Annotated in this window: 16 protein-coding genes and 1 pseudogene; 9 read left to right on the top strand and 8 right to left on the bottom strand. The window is 75.3% G+C overall.

Features of this window, described 5'->3' with window-relative positions; genetic code table 11:
- Positions 1–256 precede the first annotated feature (256 nt).
- From ABD323_RS25950 to ABD323_RS25930, 5 genes and pseudogenes are all read right to left on the bottom strand, one after another.
- Positions 257–1,333, bottom strand: a pseudogene (locus tag ABD323_RS25950) (PP2C family protein-serine/threonine phosphatase); the annotation flags it as partial.
- A 4-nt stretch (positions 1,334–1,337) separates the two neighbouring features.
- Positions 1,338–3,854 (bottom strand): serine/threonine-protein kinase, encoded by a 2,517-nt coding sequence (locus ABD323_RS25945; RefSeq protein ID WP_344444374.1) that lies wholly within the window; start codon positions 3,852–3,854, stop codon positions 1,338–1,340.
- A gap of 2 nt (positions 3,855–3,856) precedes the next feature.
- Positions 3,857–5,227 carry a hypothetical protein gene (locus ABD323_RS25940; protein WP_344444373.1) on the bottom strand — a complete coding sequence of 457 codons (1,371 nt, stop codon included), beginning with the start codon at positions 5,225–5,227 and terminating at the stop codon, positions 3,857–3,859.
- Between the two features lie 88 nt (positions 5,228–5,315).
- Complete coding sequence (locus ABD323_RS25935) at positions 5,316–6,260, bottom strand: glutamate ABC transporter substrate-binding protein (protein ID WP_344444372.1); 945 nt, start codon at positions 6,258–6,260, stop codon at positions 5,316–5,318.
- Positions 6,261–6,271: 11 nt separating this feature from the next.
- The gene (locus tag ABD323_RS25930; RefSeq protein WP_344444371.1) at positions 6,272–7,744 is read right to left on the bottom strand and encodes a hypothetical protein; all 1,473 of its coding nucleotides are present in this window, start codon (positions 7,742–7,744) and stop codon (positions 6,272–6,274) included.
- Between the two features lie 335 nt (positions 7,745–8,079).
- Here ABD323_RS25930 and ABD323_RS25925 point away from each other — a divergent pair, with 335 nt between their 5' ends.
- Both ABD323_RS25925 and ABD323_RS25920 read left to right on the top strand, forming a co-directional pair.
- Positions 8,080–9,108 carry a cytochrome c oxidase assembly protein gene (locus ABD323_RS25925; RefSeq protein WP_344444370.1) on the top strand — a complete coding sequence of 343 codons (1,029 nt, stop codon included), beginning with the start codon at positions 8,080–8,082 and terminating at the stop codon, positions 9,106–9,108.
- A gap of 31 nt (positions 9,109–9,139) precedes the next feature.
- Entirely contained in the window at positions 9,140–9,712 is a 573-nt protein-coding gene (locus ABD323_RS25920) for a nucleosidase (protein WP_344444369.1), read from the top strand.
- Between the two features lie 170 nt (positions 9,713–9,882).
- On the opposite strand, the gene ABD323_RS25915 is transcribed toward ABD323_RS25920, so the two are convergent.
- On the bottom strand, positions 9,883–10,536 hold the full coding sequence (locus tag ABD323_RS25915; RefSeq protein WP_344444368.1) for a DUF4190 domain-containing protein: 654 nt from the start codon (positions 10,534–10,536) through the stop codon (positions 9,883–9,885).
- Positions 10,537–10,776: 240 nt separating this feature from the next.
- Here ABD323_RS25915 and ABD323_RS25910 point away from each other — a divergent pair, with 240 nt between their 5' ends.
- Entirely contained in the window at positions 10,777–11,439 is a 663-nt protein-coding gene (locus tag ABD323_RS25910) for a DUF4291 domain-containing protein (protein ID WP_344444367.1), read from the top strand.
- A gap of 49 nt (positions 11,440–11,488) precedes the next feature.
- Here ABD323_RS25910 and ABD323_RS25905 read toward each other — a convergent pair whose 3' ends face one another.
- On the bottom strand, positions 11,489–12,085 hold the full coding sequence (locus ABD323_RS25905; protein ID WP_344444366.1) for a cysteine hydrolase family protein: 597 nt from the start codon (positions 12,083–12,085) through the stop codon (positions 11,489–11,491).
- A gap of 71 nt (positions 12,086–12,156) precedes the next feature.
- On the opposite strand from ABD323_RS25905, the gene ABD323_RS25900 reads away from it, so the two are divergent.
- Positions 12,157–13,131, top strand: coding sequence for a GlxA family transcriptional regulator (locus ABD323_RS25900; RefSeq protein ID WP_344444365.1), 975 nt, complete (start codon positions 12,157–12,159; stop codon positions 13,129–13,131).
- A 21-nt stretch (positions 13,132–13,152) separates the two neighbouring features.
- On the opposite strand, the gene ABD323_RS25895 is transcribed toward ABD323_RS25900, so the two are convergent.
- The gene (locus ABD323_RS25895) at positions 13,153–13,608 is read right to left on the bottom strand and encodes a carboxymuconolactone decarboxylase family protein (protein ID WP_344444364.1); all 456 of its coding nucleotides are present in this window, start codon (positions 13,606–13,608) and stop codon (positions 13,153–13,155) included.
- A 78-nt stretch (positions 13,609–13,686) separates the two neighbouring features.
- Between ABD323_RS25895 and ABD323_RS25890 the strand changes: the two genes are divergently transcribed.
- From ABD323_RS25890 to ABD323_RS25870, 5 genes are all read left to right on the top strand, one after another.
- The gene (locus ABD323_RS25890) at positions 13,687–14,658 is read left to right on the top strand and encodes a sigma-70 family RNA polymerase sigma factor (RefSeq protein WP_344444363.1); all 972 of its coding nucleotides are present in this window, start codon (positions 13,687–13,689) and stop codon (positions 14,656–14,658) included.
- Entirely contained in the window at positions 14,655–15,419 is a 765-nt protein-coding gene (locus tag ABD323_RS25885; protein ID WP_344444362.1) for an AzlC family ABC transporter permease, read from the top strand. The genes ABD323_RS25890 and ABD323_RS25885 overlap by 4 nt, the downstream gene beginning before the upstream one ends.
- Positions 15,416–15,730 carry an AzlD domain-containing protein gene (locus ABD323_RS25880; protein WP_344444360.1) on the top strand — a complete coding sequence of 105 codons (315 nt, stop codon included), beginning with the start codon at positions 15,416–15,418 and terminating at the stop codon, positions 15,728–15,730. The genes ABD323_RS25885 and ABD323_RS25880 overlap by 4 nt, the downstream gene beginning before the upstream one ends.
- 75 nt (positions 15,731–15,805) lie before the next feature.
- Positions 15,806–16,375 (top strand): helix-turn-helix domain-containing protein, encoded by a 570-nt coding sequence (locus tag ABD323_RS25875; protein WP_344444359.1) that lies wholly within the window; start codon positions 15,806–15,808, stop codon positions 16,373–16,375.
- The gene (locus ABD323_RS25870) at positions 16,372–17,706 is read left to right on the top strand and encodes an MFS transporter (protein ID WP_344444358.1); all 1,335 of its coding nucleotides are present in this window, start codon (positions 16,372–16,374) and stop codon (positions 17,704–17,706) included. The genes ABD323_RS25875 and ABD323_RS25870 overlap by 4 nt, the downstream gene beginning before the upstream one ends.
- The last annotated feature ends 46 nt before the right edge of the window (positions 17,707–17,752 follow it).

Below are 17,752 nucleotides of genomic sequence, written 5' to 3'. Positions count from 1 at the left end.
TGATTCGTCTTCGGGTGGGAGGGGTGACCGGGTCCGGTGCCGCTCAGTCGAGCGGGTGCCCGGTGGCGGCCGGCGGCGCGGGCGGCAGCGGCGGCGCCGGCGGGTGCCCGGGCATCGGCGGCGCGAGGGGCTGCGGCGCGACGGCCGGCGGTGTGGCGGGTGGCGGTGTCACGGATGGTGGTGTCACGGGTGGCGGCGCGGCGGGCTGCTGGGACGCGACGGGCCGCGGGGCGATCACCGGCAGGTCGAGCAGCGTGTCGGTGTAGCCGCCGTCGGCCGTCGGCAGCACCGGCAGCACCGCGACGGTGATGTTGTCGTGCCCGCCGGCCGCGACGGCGAAGGAGACCAGCGCGCGGGCCGCGCGCAGCGGGTCGGTGCGGGCGTCGGCGCGCACCAGGTCGGCCAGGTCGGTGGCGGCCTCCGCGTAGTTCCACAGGCCGTCGGTGCAGACCAGCAGGACCCCGGGGACGTGCGGGGTGAAGCCGGCGGTGTGCGGCTCCACCTCCTCGGCGTCGGCGCCCAGCCACCCGGTGATGGCGTGCGCCCGGGGGTCCGCGTAGGCCTCGGCCTCGCTCATCACGCCGGCGGAGACGATCCGGGCCGCCCAGGAGTCGTCCTCGGTCAGCCGGTAGGGCTCGGCGCCCTCGCGGTCGTCGGGGATCCAGTACGCGCGGCTGTCGCCGACCCAGCCGATGGTGACCACCCCGGCGGCCGCGACCGCGCTGACGAAGGTGCAGGCGGGCGCGTTGTGGCCGGGCTCGGGCGGGCCGCCGTCGTAGGCGAGCGCGGCCACCGCGGCCGCGGCCGTCAGGATCGCCCCGCGCATCGCCGGCTCCGGCGCGGCGCCGTGCTCCAGTGCGGTCAGCAGCGCCTCGCAGGCGCTCTCGGCGGCGGTCTGCGAGGCCTCGTCGGGCCGGGTGGCGGAGGAGACGCCGTCGCAGACCACCGCGACGACGGCCGGCCCCCCGTCGGGCAGCGAGGTGGCGGCGACGCTGAAGGAGTCCTCGTTGCGGTGGTGGCGCACCCCGCGGTCGCTGACCGCGGCGACCCCCTCCAGCGAGCGCTCGATGTGGTCGCGCGGTCGCGGCTGGGCGCGCCCGCAGGACTCGCAGTAGCCGTCGGCGCAGGGTCGGCCCGTCGCGCAGTGCGCGCAGCCGTCCCCGGTCGCCTCCGCGTCGCCCGCCGGGGTGGGCGGGGTCGGCGGCTGCAGCCCGAAGTCCGGCTCGGCGGGCAGGGGCACCAGCGCGGCCAGGTTCATCCCGCACAGGCTGCAGTAGACGTCACCGCTCTCCGTCTCCTCGTTGCAGGAGGGGCAGACCAGCTGTCGTTGCATCAACTCACACCCACGTTCGCGGGCGGGTCCGGTTGGCCCGCTCCACCAGTTCGATCCGGGTCTGCGGCCGGTCGGCCAGCCGGGCGAGCACCCGGTAGGAGCGCTCCAGCGCGAAGCGCAGCTCGCGTTCCTCGCCGCGGTTGCCGAGCACACTCACCTCGGCCGCCTGGCCCCCCGCCGCCGGGCCCGCGCCGGGCCGCCCGGCCAGCACCCAGCCGAGCGCTGCGTCCAGCACCTCCACCGAGAGCTCCTCGCGGCGCCGGTCGTCCAGCCCCAGCGCCTCCAGCTGCTCCGAGCCCGCGGTCAGGTCCGCGGCCAGCTCGTCGTGCGGGGAGCGCTCGCGCAGCCGGGCGCGGATGCCGGCGATCCGGGCCGCGGTGAAGTGGTTGGAGGTCTCCGGCACGGACTCCAGCGCCCGCACCGCGCCGGCCCGGTCGCCGGCCGCCAGCCGCACCCGGGCCAGGCCGAAGGCGGCGCTGACGTAGCTGTGGTCGGTGGTCCACACCAGGCGGTAGAACTCCTCGGCGTCCTCGGCGTTGCCGAGCAGCTCGGCGCAGACGGCCAGCGCCAGCTTGGGGGCCGGCTCGCCGGGGAAGGCGTCGTAGATCGCGTCGAACGCCTCGGCGGCCGCCTGGGCGCGCGCCGGGTCCTGGTCGGCCAAGGCCAGCTGGGCCAGGCCCTGGTACCAGACGCCCCGCCAGTCGTGCTGCTGGTCGGCCGCCACCACGTCCAGCAGCACGGCGGCCGCGGCGTGGTCGCCCTGCTCGAGCAGCGCCCGCAGCTCGCGCAGCCGCAGCTCGGGGGAGGACGTGGGCGCCGTGCGCAGGATCGTCAGCACCTCGCTGGGCCGGGTCGTCAGCAGTGAGGCCAGGAAGCCGGCGTTCGGGTCGTCGGGGTCCACCCGGGGTATCGGCAGGGCGAGTGCGGTAGCCGCCGCGTCCAGCACCACCCGGCGCGGCCGGCCGGCCTGCACCGGCTGCCACTTGATCAGCAACTCGGTGTCCACCACGCGCAGTTCGGGGCCGAACAGGGCGGACTGGGCGGGTCGGGCCTGGCCGTCCTGGAGGGCCAGGACCTCGCGCAGCACGCCGGTGAGCTGGTCGGCCATCTCCTCGGCGGAGGAGAACCGGCGGTCCGCCTCCGGGTCGGTGGCGCGCACCAGCAGGCGGTAGAAGGACTCGTACTGCTGGAAGACCGGCACCTGCTCCGGGCCGGGCAGTTCGTGCTGGTAACGGGTGGTGTAGCCCTGGAAGTCGAAGGTCAGCACGGCCAGCGTGCGGGCCACCGTGTACAGGTCGGAGGCGGCCGAGGGGCCCTCGGCGGCGATCTCGGGCGCCTGGTAGCCCACCGTGCCGAAGACCGCGCCCTCGTCCGCGGGCTTGCAGACCGCGCCCATGTCGATGATCTTGAGCGAGTCCTCGCTCTGGATCAGGTTGTCGACCTTGAAGTCGCAGTAGACCAGGCCGCGCCCGTGCAGGTAGCCCAGCGCCGGCAGCGCCTCCAGCGCGAAGGCGATGGCCTGCTCGACCGGCAGCGGGTCGCGCCGGCCGTCGGGGGTGCGCCGGTCGTTGGCGATGTCCTTGAGCGACTTGCCGCCGACGTACTCCATCACGATGTAGCCGTCGGTGGAGCCGGTGCGCAGGTCGAAGTGCTCGACGAAGTTGATGATGCGCACGATGTTGGGGTGGTCCACCTCGGCCAGGAACCGCCGCTCGGCGATGGCCGCCGCCAGCGCGTCCGGGTCGCCGGTGTTCAGCAGGCCCTTGAGCACCACCCAGCGGTCGCTCACCCGGCGGTCCACCGCCAGGTAGATCCAGCCCAGGCCGCCGTGCGCCAGGCAGCCCAGCACGTCGTACTGGCCGCCGACCAGGTCGCCGCGGGCCAGCTTGGGGGAGAAGGAGTACCCCTGGCCGCACTGGGTGCAGAAACCCTCCGGACGCCCCGGGCGGCCGTTCTTCTCCCGGCCCACCGGGGTGGCGCAGGAGCTGCAGAAGCGCTTGCGCTCGGGTACCTCGGGGTTCTCCAGGACGGCCGAGGCCGGGTCCGGGCTCGGCACCGGCGGCACCTGCACCAGGCCGGCGCCCAGGTTGCCGCGGCGGTTGTGGGTGCCGCGCCGTCCGCTGGTGCTCACCGAGACCGAGCCGCGGCCGCCCAGGCGGGTGGAGCGCAGCGAGCGGGAGCGGCCGGACATCGTGCGGGCCGAGCCGGTGCGGCCGGAGAACCGGGTGCCGCTGGACGCCGTGAGCTCGCCGCCGCCGCTGCCCTGACCGCCGGTGCCCTGACCGCCGGTGGGGGCCGCGGCGGGGGGGGCCGCGGCCAGCCCGCACTCGTCGCAGTAGCCGGCCGCGTCGGTGGTGCCCCCGCAGCCGGGGCTCGCGCAGGCCCCGCCGGCGCCGCCGCCGGAGTCGGGCGCGGTGCCCGCGGGCCCGGTGACCACCGCGGTGAGCCCGCACTGGTCGCAGTAGCCGTCCGCGTCGATCACGCCGCCGGAGCACTCCGGCCGCTCGCACGCCTCACCCATGGTCACCGATCCCCCTGACCGTTCTGCCGTCCGTAGTGGTGCTGTCCGTCCTGTGGTCCGGCCGCCGGTTGTGGTCCGGCCGCCGGGCGCAGCGCCTGCTGGAACCGGGAGACCGCGCCCGCCGCCGCCCGCAGGTCGCACGGGGCGCTCCAGAGCAGCCAGCGGGCCTTCTCGTAGCGCTCGATCACCTCGGGGTCCTCGGCCACCCCCAGGCGGGCCGCCATCGCCTTGTAGGCGTCCAGCCGGCCGCGCAGCTCGGCGCGCACGGCCAGCGGCTGGGTCACCTCGCCCAGCGAGTGCCGGGCCCGGTCCAACTCCTGGGCGGCCTCCTCCTCGAGGGCGTCCAGCAGCGGCGCCAGCCGGTGCCACTGCCCGTTCTGGCGCAGCTCCACCGCCTGCTGCACGCCGTCGCGCAGCGAGGCCAGCGGCCCCGGCACGGCCGGGACCTCGGTCGCCGCGATCTTCGCCAGCACCTCGCCGCGGGCCCGGCGGGCCTCGGCGAGCGTGGCGTCGGCGCGCCGCAGCAGGTCGCCGACCTGGTGCAGCCGCTCCTCCGCCTCGTCGCGCAGCCGCAGCAGTTGCTCCAGCTCCACCCGGACGCCGTCCAGGGCGCGCCCGGCCCGGTCGAAGCGCTCGGTGTCCACCGCACCGGAGGTGCCGGCCGGCATGGCGACGGCGGCGGTGCCGCGCTGGGCGGGCACCCGGGCCGGGCGCCACAGGGCCAGCGGATCGGCCAGCACCTCGGCCCGCAGTGCGGTCAACTCCTCGTCCAGCCGGGCGAGGTCGTCGCCCAGCGGGTGCGCGCCGGGTCGCACGCCGACCGAGCCGGCCAGCATCTGCACCCGGCGCAGCTCGGCCAGCAGCAGGTCGATCCGGGCCGGCAGCGCCGACCAGACCGCGTCGGCGGCGCTCACCACCTCCAGCACGGTGGCGTACCAGACGTTCATCCGCTCGACCAGTTCGGCCAGGCTGACCTGTTCCACCAGCCGGGCGGGCCCCGCCAGTTGGCGGGCCGCGTCGGGCAGCTGGCCGCCCGAGACGGTGACCGAGGCGCCGCGCAGCAGCTCGTTCAGCTCGGCCAGCTCCGGGGAGCTCGGGCGCGCGCGGCGCGAGCGGACGGCCCGCGCCGAGGCGAGCGTCTCGGCGTAGCGGTCGAAGAGCGTCCAGAGCATCGTCAGGCCCTGGCTCGCCAGCGACCAGCGCTCCTCGGTCCGTCCCGACAGGGCCGCGCCCTCCAGCAGGCGCCGGCCGGGGTGGTCCTGGAGCGCGAGCAGCGCGGCCTCGACGGCCTCGCGTTCGGCGGCCAGCCGGGCCAGCTCGCGGTCCACCTCCTCCCGGCTCAGCACCGGGCCAGCGGATCCTGTCAACGCCACGCCCTTCCTCTCTTCTCTCCTGCGGTGTCGACCCGCTCTGACGGCGGGTCGGTACGTCGGTGTCGCGGTCCCTCGGTGCCGTGGTCCGTCAGGGGCCGATCGGCGGCGGGCCGTTGGTCGGGCCCAGGTAGGGCGCCAGCCACTTGTCGTAGCTGGCCTGCCAGCCGTCCTTGCGGTAGTCCACCAGGACCTGGTTGACCCGGGCCACCAGGTCCGGCCAGCGCAGCGGCATCGCGATCCCGTAGGGCTCCGAGGTGATCGAGGGGCCGATCACCTCGACGGTGGGGTCCTGGGCGGCCTGGCCGACGGCGACCGCGTTGTCGGTCAGCGTGACGTCCGCCTGGCCCAGTTGCATCCGCACCAGGCAGTCCAGCGCGTTGTCCGCCACCGTGACGGCCGCCGCCCCACGGCGGTTGAGGTTCATCTGGGCCTGCGCGGTGGAGGAGTCCGCCACGCACACCGTCTTCCCCTTGATCGCCCCGTCCACGCTCGTCGCCTTCGCCGACCGCGGCACCACCACCTGCTGCCCGGCCTGGAAGTACACGGTGGAGAACGGCGTCACGGCGGCGCGGTCGCAGGTGATCGTGATCGTACGCGCCATCAGGTCGATCTCGTCGTTGTCGAGCGCTTCTTGACGCCGCTTCATCGGGATCACCTTGAACTGCACCTTGTCGGGGTCGCCCAGGATGGCCTTGGCGATGGCGCGCACCAGGTCGATGTCGAAGCCCTCGGGCCGGTTGTCGTTCGGGTTGCGCGAGCCCCAGCGGTAGCTGCTCAGGTCGATGCCGGCCAGCAGCATGCCGCGCTTCTTGATCGCCTGCACGCCCGGTCCGCTCTCGTCCAGGCTCGGCGGCCGGCTCCTGGGCCCCACGTTCGGGTCGCAGTCGCCGGTCGCGGTCGCGGCGGTGAGCGCCGCGGTGCGGGCGGTGGCCGCGGCGCCGGCGGTGACCGCCTGCGGGGCGGCCGGGCCGGCCAGCGTGAGCATGGCCAGCAGGGCGGCGGCCAGCGGCAGCGCCCGGATCCCTCTACGCATCGGTCCCCCCGTCATCGGTACTCCGCCAGTCGCTGTCCGATTCCCCGCAGCAGCCCGGCCGCGGCCAGCAGGGCCAGCAGGCCGGCCGCCCAGGCCACCGTGCCGGTCGCGTCGCGCCCCGTGCCGGCCGCGCTCGCGAAGGCGGCCCGCTCGACCTCGGCCGCCTTCGCCAGGTCGCGGTCGGTGGCCTCGAAGGCCGGCTGCGAGCTGCTGTCGCCGTTGCCGACCGTGCTGTTGACCGCGCCCTGGTAGTCGCCGGCGGTGTTGTCGCGCACGGCCCCGTCGTGCCGGTGGGTCCACACCCCGAGCTGGTCCTGGGCGGCGTGGATGCTCGCCGCGGCGCCGGGCGGGGCCAGCTGCGCGGCGGTGGCCAGCGCGCCGGTGTCCGCCTTCACGTTGTCGTTCCACTGGTTCGCGTACGCGTCCGTGGAGCCGCGGGCCACCAGGTCGAGGTTCTCCGCGGTGCGGGCCTGCAGGGTGGCGGTGCGGGCCGTGTTGAGCGCCTTCAGCGGGGTGGCGCCGTGCTGGCGGCTGTCCGCGAGCGCGGAGTCGGCGGCCGAGGCACCGGCCAGCAGCCAGAGCAGCGAGGCCAGCACCGCGGCGGTGGCGCCGACCAGGCCCGGGTTGAGGACCCGGTTGGTGCGCCGGCGCAGCATGACCTGGAACCAGAGCAGCACCAGCAGCGTCAGCAGCCCCAGCAGGTAGGCCGCCCACGGGGTGGTCTGGGCCGCGGTGTAGTCGCGGTCCAGGCGCTGGAGTTCGGCGTCCGAGAGCTGCTTGGCGAGCGGCAGCACCTGCTTCTGCATCAGGTCGGAGGCGTACCGCAGGTAGGCCGCGCCGAGCGGCAGGCCCAGCCGGTCGTTGGCCCGGGCGGTCTCCACCAGACCCGAATAGACCGGCAGTTGCTGGTTGAGCTGGCTGATCAGACTCTGCGCGCCGGGTGATCCGGTGCTCTGCGCGGCGGCCTGGGTGAGCAGTTGGGCGGCGGTGGTGAGGTCGCTCTGGTAGCGCTCGCGCACCTCGCGCGGCTCGTTGCCGGCCAGCAGGAAGCCGGCCGCCGCGGTGGTGTCCGCGTCCGCGAGCGAGCGGTAGATCTCGGCGGCGTTCTGGCTCAGCGGCTGGCTGTGCGTGAGCACCTGGTCGGCGGCCTGGGTGCGGCCGGTGACCTGCCAGCCGGTCAGCGCGCCGAAACCCAGTACCAGGACGAGCAGGACCGCCAGCGAGAGCCGCAGCCGGCCGGGCGCCGTGCGCTTGGCTCGGCGCAGTCGCTCCAGCGCGCCGCGCCAGCGGGCGGCGGGCGGCGCGGGCGGGGGCGTCACCCCGGCGGGCGGAGTCGTAGCGGTCGATGTCGCACCGGTCGGCGCCGCGGCGATCTCGCCCGGCGGCGGCCCGAACCGTCCCTGCGGCGATCCGGCCTGCCCCTGCGCGGGCACACCGCCGCCCGTACCCGTGGGCACCACCCCCGGCTGTCCTGGTGTCGCCACCCGCCCCACCCTCCCCGGTGGGCCGCCCGACGATCGGGTTCCGGCCCGTTGGCAGCAGTATGGCCATCGGGTCGGACGGCCACACGTGAGTTGTGCTGATCCTGAGCTTTCGTGACCCGTCCCGTGCCCGGCGGTGCCAAGACGCGAGGTGCACCCTATGCGGTTCCCGGTCGCGGCAGATAGGGCGACCCCGGTCCTCGCACCGCGACCGGGCGGTCGACGGTCCGCAACCGTCGGTCCGCGACGCGCGGCGACCCGCTGCCGGTGATCGTCCGCGGATCGGCCATGATGGCTCGGGAACCCGCCGCACCCGGGCGGAGCATGGAGCGCGAACAATGCAGACCTCAGTCCTGGCCACCGCCGCCTCGGCCGCCCCGCAGGCCCTCGGCTACCACGGCCCGCCGCCCTGGCAGTGGGCCGACCTGGCCACCTCCTGGACCGCCGAGCCGGTCGTGCTCGCCCTGGCGGTCCTGCTCGGCGGCGGCTACCTGCTGGGGGTGCGCGCGCTGGCCCGGGCCGGCGAGCGCTGGCAGCCCACCCGCACCGCCGCCTTCCTGGGCGGCCTGCTGCTGTGGATCTGGAGCACCTGCTCGGGCCTGGGGGTCTACGAGCGGATCCTGTTCACCGACCGCGCCGTGCAGATCGTCCTGCTGCTGATGCTGGTCCCGCTGCTGCTGGCGCTCGGCGCACCGGTCTCGCTGCTGGTCCAGGTCTCGCCGCCGGCCCGGCGCGAGCGGATCCTGCGCGCGCTGCGCAGCGGCCCCTCCAAGCTGCTGATGTTCCCGGCCGTCTCCACCGCGCTGCTGATGGCGCCGCCGTGGCTGCTGTACTTCACGCCCTGGTACGAGAAGAGCCTCAGCAGCGGCGCCTGGAACATCGGCCTGCACCTGTCGCTGGTGCTGCTGGGACTGGCCTACTTCTGGCCGCGCCTGCAGATCGACCCGGTCGGCCACGAGTACCCGCACCTGCTGGGCCTGTTCATCACCTTCGCCGAGGTGATCTTCGACGCGGCGCTGGGCATCGTGCTGATCTACGGCGGCCACCTGGTCGCCGAGCACTACTACGTGGCGCTCGCCCGGCCGTGGGGCCCGAGCCTGGCCCAGGACCAGACCTGGGGCGGCAACAGCCTCTGGGTGCTGGGCGACCTGGTCGGCCTGCCGTTCCTGTGCGCCCTGGTGCGCCGGATGATCGTGCAGGGCCGCGAGGAGACCGCCGCCGTGGACGCCGCCCTCGACGCCCGCTTCGAGGCCGCCGCGGTGGCCGCCGCCGAGAGCGGGACCGAGCCGGTGGAGACCGAGCAGGGCATGCGCCCCTGGTGGCTGGACGACCCCGCCCTCAAGCACCGCTACGGCGCGGGCTCCTGAACCGCCGGGCGGCGCCCCTACGATGGTCCCCATGCAGCTGATCGGAACCGTCACCCCCGAGCGTCCGCTCCTCGTCCTGGCCGTCGCCGAGGAGGCCGCCCACCTGGGCGCCGACCTGCCGGTGCTGCTCACCGGCATGGGCAAGGTCAACGCCACCGCCGCGCTGGCCACGGTGCTGGCGCGCGGCCCGCTGCCCGCCGAGGTGGTCAACCTGGGCACGGCCGGCGCGCTGCGCCCGGGCCTGCAGGGGCGCACCCACGTGATCGGCACCGTGCTGCAGCACGATCTCGACACCGCCGTCCTGCACCTGCTGACCGGCCACACCTACGGCGGCCCGCTCACGCTGGCCGCCGAGGGGCCCACGCTCGCCACCGGCGACCTCTTCGTCTCCGAGGAGGCGGCCCGCGGCCGGCTGGCCGAGCGGGCCGACCTGGTCGACATGGAGGGCTACGCGCTGGCCGCGGTGGCCCAGCGCGCGGGCGTGCCGATCCGGCTGGTCAAGCACGTCAGCGACGAGGCGGGCGAGGGCGCGGCCAAGGTCTGGCGCGAGTCGGTGGACGACTGCGCCAAGCTGCTGGCGGCCTGGGTGGCCGAGCACCTCTGAGCAACCGCCGGCCGCCGCTGACCAACCGCCGGCCACCGCTGAGCACCGCCGCTCACCACTGAGCACCGCCGGCCACCGCTGAGCTCCGCTGCCCGCTTCCGAGTTCTGCGGCCCGGCCCGGGCCGCCGCCCCGCCCCCCGGTGCGGCGGGGGGCCTGCGGGCCGGTCGGCTCAGCTGCCGATCGTCCCGCAGGCCGAGTCGACCTTCTGGGCGTCCGCGGTGATCCGGCTCTGCAGGTCGGGGGCCGGGGCCGTCCCGCTGTCGAGCACGCCGACCAGCTGCTGGAAGTCGCCGGACAGGCCCTGGATCGCGCTGCGGGCGCCCGCGTTGTCGCTCTTGGTGGCCGCGGCGTCGAGCTCGCTCTGCAGGGAGTGGAAGTCGGACTTCAGCGCGGCGGGGTCGTTCTGGTCCGCGTTGAACTTCGCGTCGTTGTAGGTCGCCAGCGACTGCTTGGCCGCCACGCAGCCGGGGTCCGACGCCTTCAGCAGGTGCGGGACGAAGTAGGCGATCGGGGCGATCCAGAGAATGGACAGCACGATGCCGATCCAGGCCATCGCCTTTCCGCGGCCGACCTTCTTGGCGCGGTTCAGGCCGAGGACGCCGAAGAGGATGCCGAAGACGAAGCCGCCGATGAGGCCGAAAACCAGCGCGGCGACGGCGAAGCCGTTCTTGCCGGGCTCCTGGACCGGGGCCGGGTAGCCGGCGCCGGAGAACCCGGGCGGGTAGGCCTCGACACCGAGGGGGCCGGCCGGGGGGTACTCCGCGGCGGGGTGGCTGTCCTGCGGCTGGGCGCCCGGCCCGGCCTCGTTCGTGGGTATGGACACGTCAATCCTTAGGGGACGGGCGTCAGGCTTTCCTGCCTGACGGCGCGCCATAGGAATATCGGAATCGCTCACCCGCTGGCAACTCGGTCCCGACCGGCGTCCACGGGCGCCGGCCTGACAAATCCCCCCCCCTTTCCTCCGGTCCGGAGAACCGGAATCGACTGGGGGTGATGGGGCCTTTCCGGCGGACGGTCAGAAATTCCGGGCGCCGGTCCGCCGCGGCGGTGCACACTGGCCTGCATGACACGTTCGACGCCCACCGCTCCCGAGGAGAGTCGGCCTTCCGCCGTACCGGTCCTGCCGTACCGTCAGATCCGCGCCGCTCACACGGCCGCGACGGTGACGGTCTATCAGGCCTACGCTCCGCGGATCGGCGACCACGCGGTGCGCCACGGCGCCTTCCCGGAGAGCTGGAGCCGCTCGCGGATGACCTGGATCAAGCCCAGCTTCCGGTGGATGATGTACCGCAGCGGCTGGGGCACGAAGCCCGACCAGGAGCGGGTGCTGGCCCTGGAGATCAGCCGGGAGGGCTTTGAGTCCGCGCTCGCGCAGGCCTGTCTCGCGCACTACGAGCCCGACGTGCACGGTGACCGGGCCGGTTGGGCGGGCGAGCTGCGGGCCGCCGCCGTGCGGGTGCAGTGGGATCCCGAGCGCGACCTCGACCTGCGCCCGCTGCCGTACCGCGCCCTGCAACTGGGCCTGGCCGGCCGGGCCGCCCGCGACTACGCCGACCACTGGCTGCGCGCGGTGCGGGACGTGACGCCGCTGGCCCACCGGGTGCGCGCGCTGGTGCGGGCCGGCGAGCGGGCGGCGGACGCCGCCCTGCTGCCGGCCGAGCCGCCCTACCCCGTCGCCGGTCTCGACCCGGCGGTGGCACACCGGCTGCACCTGTCCGCCGGCTGACGGCCGCCGGCCGCCGCACCCGGGCGGCCACGATGCCCGGGCGGCCGCCCTACGCCCCCGACGCCGCCAGCAGGTCGGCCGTGCCGACCACCCGGGCGAAGCGGTTGTGGTGCAGCGAGGCGACGGTGGCGCGGGAGAGGTCGGTGGCGGGGATCACCACGCCGTCCGGGCCGGCCATCGCGAAGGTGTGCGTGGCGTCGACGGGGTAGAGCACGTCGTAGCCGAGGTTGCCGCCCATCCGCGCGGTGGTCTCCACGCAGACGTTGGTCATGATGCCGACCGTGACGATCTGCCGGATCCCGTGCTCGTCCAGCCACTCCTTCAGGTCGGGCGTGCCGTAGAAGGCGCTGTTCACCGTCTTGGTGATGTGCACGTCCCAACGGGCCTGCGCCACCTCGGGCTTGAGCTCGTAGCCGGGGGTGCCGACGCCCAGCGGGCTGCCGTTGCCGCGGTGCTGGACCATCGCGACGGGCCGGCCGGTGGCCTGCCAGGCGTCGAGCAGGGCGGCGATGTTCTTCTCGGCGTCGGGGTTGTCCCGCTCGCCCCAGAAGTCGGAGTCGTCGAAGCCCTGCTGGACGTCGATCACCACGAGGGCGGCGTTGTCGGCGAGCAGGATCGGGTCGGTGTCTGCGCTGTGGTTCGTCATGGCTTCAGCTTGGCCCGGGGGCGACTGGGCCGGTGAGGGCGCCGGCTGCCAGTGATCGATAGATTTCCGCCATGCACACCGTGGGCTGCGTGATCTTCGACGGCGTCCGGGCGTTCGACTACGCCGTGATCGGCGAGGTCTGGTCGAACCGGACCTCGCGGCCCGGCCTGCCCGCCTTCGAGCTGCGGGTCTGCGGGCCGGGCGACGGTGCGCGGGTGCACCTGGACGGCGGCCTGGAGCGGGTGCCGGACGCCGGCCTGGACGGACCGCGCGGGCTGCTCGGCTGCGACCTGGTGATGGTGCCCGGGGTGGCGGACCCGGGCGCGCGCCGCCCGCCGGAGGTGCTCGCCGCGCTGCGCGCGGTGCACGCCCGCGGCATCCCGATCGCCTCGCTCTGCGCGGGCGCCTTCGTGCTGGCCGAGGCGGGCCTGCTGGACGGACGCCGGGCCACCACGCACTGGGCGCTGGCGGCCGACCTGGCCGAGCGCCACCCGGCGGTGCGGGTCGACCCGGAGGTGCTCTTCGCGGGCGACGGCGAGGTGTGGACCTCGGCGGGGGTGGCGGCCGGTGTCGACCTCTGCCTGCACCTGGTGCGGGCCGCGCACGGCCAGCAGAGCGCGGCGACGATCGCCCGGGCGATGGTCACCGCGCCGTTCCGAACCGGTGGCCAGGCGCAGTTCATCCCGACCCCGGTGCCGCCCGACTCGGCCGCCGCCGACCCGCTGGCGCAGGCCCGCACCGCCGCGCTGCTGGCGCTCGACCACCCGTGGACGGTCGCCGAGCTGGCGGAGGTCGCGGTGATGTCGGAGCGCTCCTTCGCGCGCCGTTTCACACAGAACGCCGGGGTGGCGCCGCTGCGCTGGCTGCTCGAGCAGCGGGTGCTGGCGGCGCAGCGGTTGCTGGAGGAGACCGACCTGCCGGTGGACCGGATCGCGGTGCGCTGCGGGTTCGGCTCGGCCGTCTCGCTGCGCGCGCCGTTCGTCCGCCAGGTCGGCCTCGCCCCGCGGGACTACCGGCGGTCCTTCCGCGGCCGGGAGAGGGACTGACGATCGGTCAGGGACGCCCGGTCACCAGGCGCCGCCCGCCACCTGCCGCACCGAGATGTTGACCCGGTTCCAGACGTTGATGTTGGCGATCGCCAGGATCAGCGCGGAGAGCTGCCGCTCGTCGTAGTGCCGGGCGGCCTCCTGGAAGACGGCGTCCGGCACCGGGTCCGCACGGTCGGCGATCCGGGTGACCGACTCGGCCAGCGCGAGCGCGGCCCGCTCGGCCTCGGAGAACCAGGGCGCGTCGTGCCACCCGGCCACGGTGTCGATCTTCTCGTCCGCCAGGCCCGCCTTGCGCAGGTCACGGGCGTGCATGTGCAGGCAGACGGCGCAGCCGTTGATCTGGCTGACCCGCAGGTTGACGAGCTCGACGGTGGTGGCCGGGATGCCGGTCGCGGCGACGGCCTTGGACAGGGCCAGCAGGGCCGCCATCGCGTCCGGAAGGACGATGGCCGGGTTGCCCATGCGTGCGTTCATCGGTACTCCTTGGAAGCTGTTGGGCGGACGGGATCGTCCGACACAGCTATGACGGAACGCGACGGGGGAGTGTGACCGATGGAGCAGGGCGGGTTTCGGGACGGACCGCAGGACCGAGCGCAGCACGGGCCGCAGGACGGAGCGCAGGACCGGGCGCAGGACGGGCCCTCGCTGGCCGAACGGTTCGAGGAGCAGCGCGGCCACCTGCGCGCGGTCGCCTACCGGATGCTCGGCTCGCTGAGCGAGGCGGAGGACGCCGTCCAGGAGACCTGGCTGCGGCTGAGCCGCTCGGACACCGCGGAGGTCCGCAACCTGGCGGGCTGGCTGACCACGGTGGTCGGCCGGGTCTGCCTGGACCTGCTGCGCTCGCGCGGCTCGCGGCGCGAGGACCCGCTGGAGGGGCACCTGCCCGACCCGGTGATCGGGCCGGACGGCGCGGCCGACCCCGAGCAGCAGGCGCTGCTGGCCGACTCCGTGGGCCTGGCGATGCTGGTGGTGCTGGACACGCTGGCCCCGGCCGAGCGGCTCGCCTTCGTGCTGCACGACCTGTTCGCGGTCACGTTCGAGGAGATCGCCCCGATCGTGGGGCGGGCGCCGGCCGCCACCCGGCAGCTCGCCAGCCGGGCCCGGCGCCGGGTGCGGGGCTCGGTCCCGGTCGCCGTGAGCGACCCGGTCCGGCACCGCGAGGTGGTCAGCGCCTTCCAGGCCGCGGCGCGGGGCGGCGACTTCGAGGCGCTGCTGGCGGTCCTCGACCCGGACGTGGTGCTGCGGGCCGACACCGGCGCGCTCGGGCTGGGCGGCGGACTGGTGCGCGGGGCGCGGGCGGTGGCCGCGCAGGCGCTCACCTTCCAGCGGTTCGCCCACTTCGCGCACCGGATCTCGGTCAACGGCCGGGCCGGGTTCCTCACGGTGCCCGAGGGCAAGGTGTTCTCGGTGATGTCCTTCACGGTGGTCGAGGGGCGGATCACCAGCATCGAGGTGCTCGCCGACCCCGAGCGGCTGGCCGCCCTGGGCCTGCCGCCGCTGGACGAGCTGTTCCCCTCCGAGTGAGCGCCACCGGTGGTGACCACGACACGGGCGTGGTGCGCGACTCGCTGGCCATCGGGGTGACGGTCGGCCTCTCGGGCCTGGCCTTCGGGATCGCCGGCAGCACGGCGCACCTGTCCATCGCGCAGACCTGCGCGCTGAGCCTGCTGGTCTTCACCGGCGCCTCGCAGTTCGCCCTGGTCGGCGCGCTGGCGGCCGGTGGCGCGCTGCTCCCGGCGGTGGTCGGTGCGCTCTTCCTCGGCGTCCGCAACGCGTTCTACGGCCTGCGGCTGAGCGAGCGGCTGGCGGTGCCGCGGGCCCTGCGGCCGCTGGCCGCGCAGCTGGTGATCGACGAGACCGCGGCGGTGGCGCTGACCCGCACCGCCCGGCGTCCGGCCCGGCTGGGCTTCGCCGTCACCGGGGTGACGCTCTTCGCGGTCTGGAACCTCTGCACGCTGCTGGGCGCGCTCGGCGCGGACGCGCTGGGCGATCCGGCCGCGTACGGTCTGGACGCGGCCGGTCCGGCGGTCTTCCTGGCGCTGCTGGCGCCGCGGCTGCGCGAGGGGGCCACCGAGCTGCGGGTGGCGGCCCTGGGCGCGCTGCTCGCGCTCGCCGCCGCCACGGTGCTGCCGACCGGGGTGCCGGTGCTGCTGGCGATCGCGGCGGTGCCGATCGTGCTCGCCGCGACCCGGCAGCTCGGCGGCGGCCCGTCGCCGGACGTCGGCCCGCCCGACGTTCGGAGCCAGAGCGGCGACGATGGCGGCGGCGAGGGCGAGGACCGGTGAACACCTGGATCGCGATCCTCGCCACCGCCGCCGGCTGCTACGGCTTCAAGCTGGCCGGCCTCAGCGTGCCCGCCCGCCTGCTGGCCCGCCCGGCCGTCCAGCGCTGGGCGGCGCTGATCCCGGTGGCCCTGCTCGCCGCGCTCACCGCCCTGCAGACCTTCGGCGGCCCGCACGGCGGGCTGACCCTGGACGCCCGCGCCGCCGGCCTGGCCGCCGCCGGCCTCGCGCTCTGGCGGCGCGCGCCGTTCCTGCTGGTGGTGGCCCTCGCCGTGGTGGTGACCGCGCTGGTCCGCCGGCTGGGCGGGGGCTGACCTGACGTCAGCCGGTCGAGGCGACCTCCAAATAAGTCTTTGACAGTGGCGCAAGGTCACTGCCAGGCTGTCCGCATGGCCGACGACGAACCGGGCGGCGTCACCGAGGGGCTGCGCGCCCTCGCCCACCCCCTGCGCCTGCGCCTGCTCTCCCTGCTCACCAACCAGGCGATGAGCGCCGCCGAGGCGGCGCGCGAGCTGGGCGAGAGCCAGGCCAACATCAGCTACCACCTGCGCCGGCTGCACGCGGTCGGCCTGCTGGAGCTCGCCGAGGAGGTGGCGGTGCGCGGCGGACTGGCCAAGCGCTACCGGCACGACCCGCAGAGCGGCGACCGGATCTCCGCGACCACCGGGGAGGAGCACCGGCTGCTGGCCGAGGTGCTGGCGCAGGAGCTGCGCCGGCGCACCGCGCACCGCCTGGTGGGCGCGCCGGGCGCCACGACCGACGCCGAGCTCTGGGTGGACCCCGAGGTCTACCGCCGGGCGATGCGACTGGCGGGCGAGTTGGGCGATCTGCTGCACGACGCGGCGCAGCGCCCGCACACCCCGGACACGGTCCGGGTGGCCGCCACCCTGGTGCTCTTCCAGATGGAACGCGACGAGCCGGAGCGCGAGAAGCGCCCGCAACCAAAGGATGTCCGATGAGTACCACCCTCGCCCCGCTGCGCCGGCGGGACTTCCGCTTCCTGGCCACCGGCCGCGCCTGCGCGGTGCTGGCCAACTCGATGGCACCGGTGGCGCTTTCGTTCGCGGTGCTGGACCTGACCGGTTCGCTGACCGACCTGGGCATCGTGGTCGGCGCCCGCTCGCTGGCCAACGTCGCGGCGCTGCTCTTCGGCGGCGTCCTGGCCGACCGGGTGCGCCGGGCGCTGATCCTCCAGGGCTCGGCGATCGGCTCGGCCCTGGTGCAGGGGGTGTTGGCGCTCGCGGTGCTGGGTGGCTTCGCCTCGATGCCGCTGCTGGTCGGGCTCAGCCTGGTCAACGGCGTGCTGGCGGCCCTCTCGTTGCCGGCGGCGGCCGCCCTGCTGCCGCAGACCGTCCCCGAGGGCGAGCTGCAGCAGGCCAACGCGCTGGCCCGGATGGGCGTCAACATCGGCATCATCGCCGGGAGTTCGGTCGGCGGGCTGCTCGCCGCGGCGGTCGGCCCGGGCTGGGCGCTCGCGGTGGACTCGCTCGGGCTGCTGGCGGCCGGCCTCTGCTACCTGGCGGTCCGCGTGGCCGCGCCGACCCGGGCCGCGCACGCCGCCGAGCCCGTCGCGCCGGGCGCCCCGCAGGTCGGGGCGATCGCCGGCGCGCTGGCCGAACTGCGTGAGGGCTGGCGGGAGTTCACCAGTCGCAGCTGGGTCTGGGTGGTGGTGCTGCAGTTCATGGTGGTGAACGCGGCGGTCTCCGGCTCGGTGCAGGTGATCGGCCCCGGCATCGCCGACGCCACCATGGGCCGCACCGCCTGGGGCTTCGCGCTGGGCGCGCAGATGGCGGGTGCGGCGGCGGCCGGACTGCTGCTGGCCCGCTGGCGGGTGCGCCGGGCCCTGCTGCTGGGCGTGCTGGCGGTCTTCTTCGAGGCGCTGCCGGTGCTGACCCTGGCGCAGTCGCCGGGCGTGCTGTCGCTGACCGTCGTGATGTTCGTCTGCGGCTTCGCGATGGAGCAGTTCGGCGTCGCCTGGGACCTCTCGTTGCAGCAGAACGTGCCCGCCGACCGCCTGGCCCGGGTCTACTCCTTCGACGCGCTCGGCTCGTTCCTGGCCCTGCCGCTGGGCGAGATGACCGCGGGCCCGCTGGCCCAGCGCTTCGGGGCCCGGCCCACGCTGCTCGCCGCCACCGCGCTGATCGTGCTGGCGACGGCCGCCGCCCTCACCAACCGCTCGATCCGCACCCTGACGGTCCGCCGGGTGAGCACCGAGGTGGCCGGCGGCGAACGGGCCGGCAGCGAACCGACCGGCAGTGCGCTGGTCGACAGCGCGCCGGCCGGCGGCTGACCGCGCGCGGCACCTCCCGGACGCAGGGGAGGAGAGGTGCCGCACG

Source organism: Kitasatospora nipponensis, assembly GCF_039528135.1.
Classification (GTDB): domain Bacteria; phylum Actinomycetota; class Actinomycetes; order Streptomycetales; family Streptomycetaceae; genus Kitasatospora; species Kitasatospora nipponensis.
The sequence above is the reverse complement of the archived record's forward strand: the minus strand, read 5'-3'. Positions and strand labels throughout refer to the sequence as shown.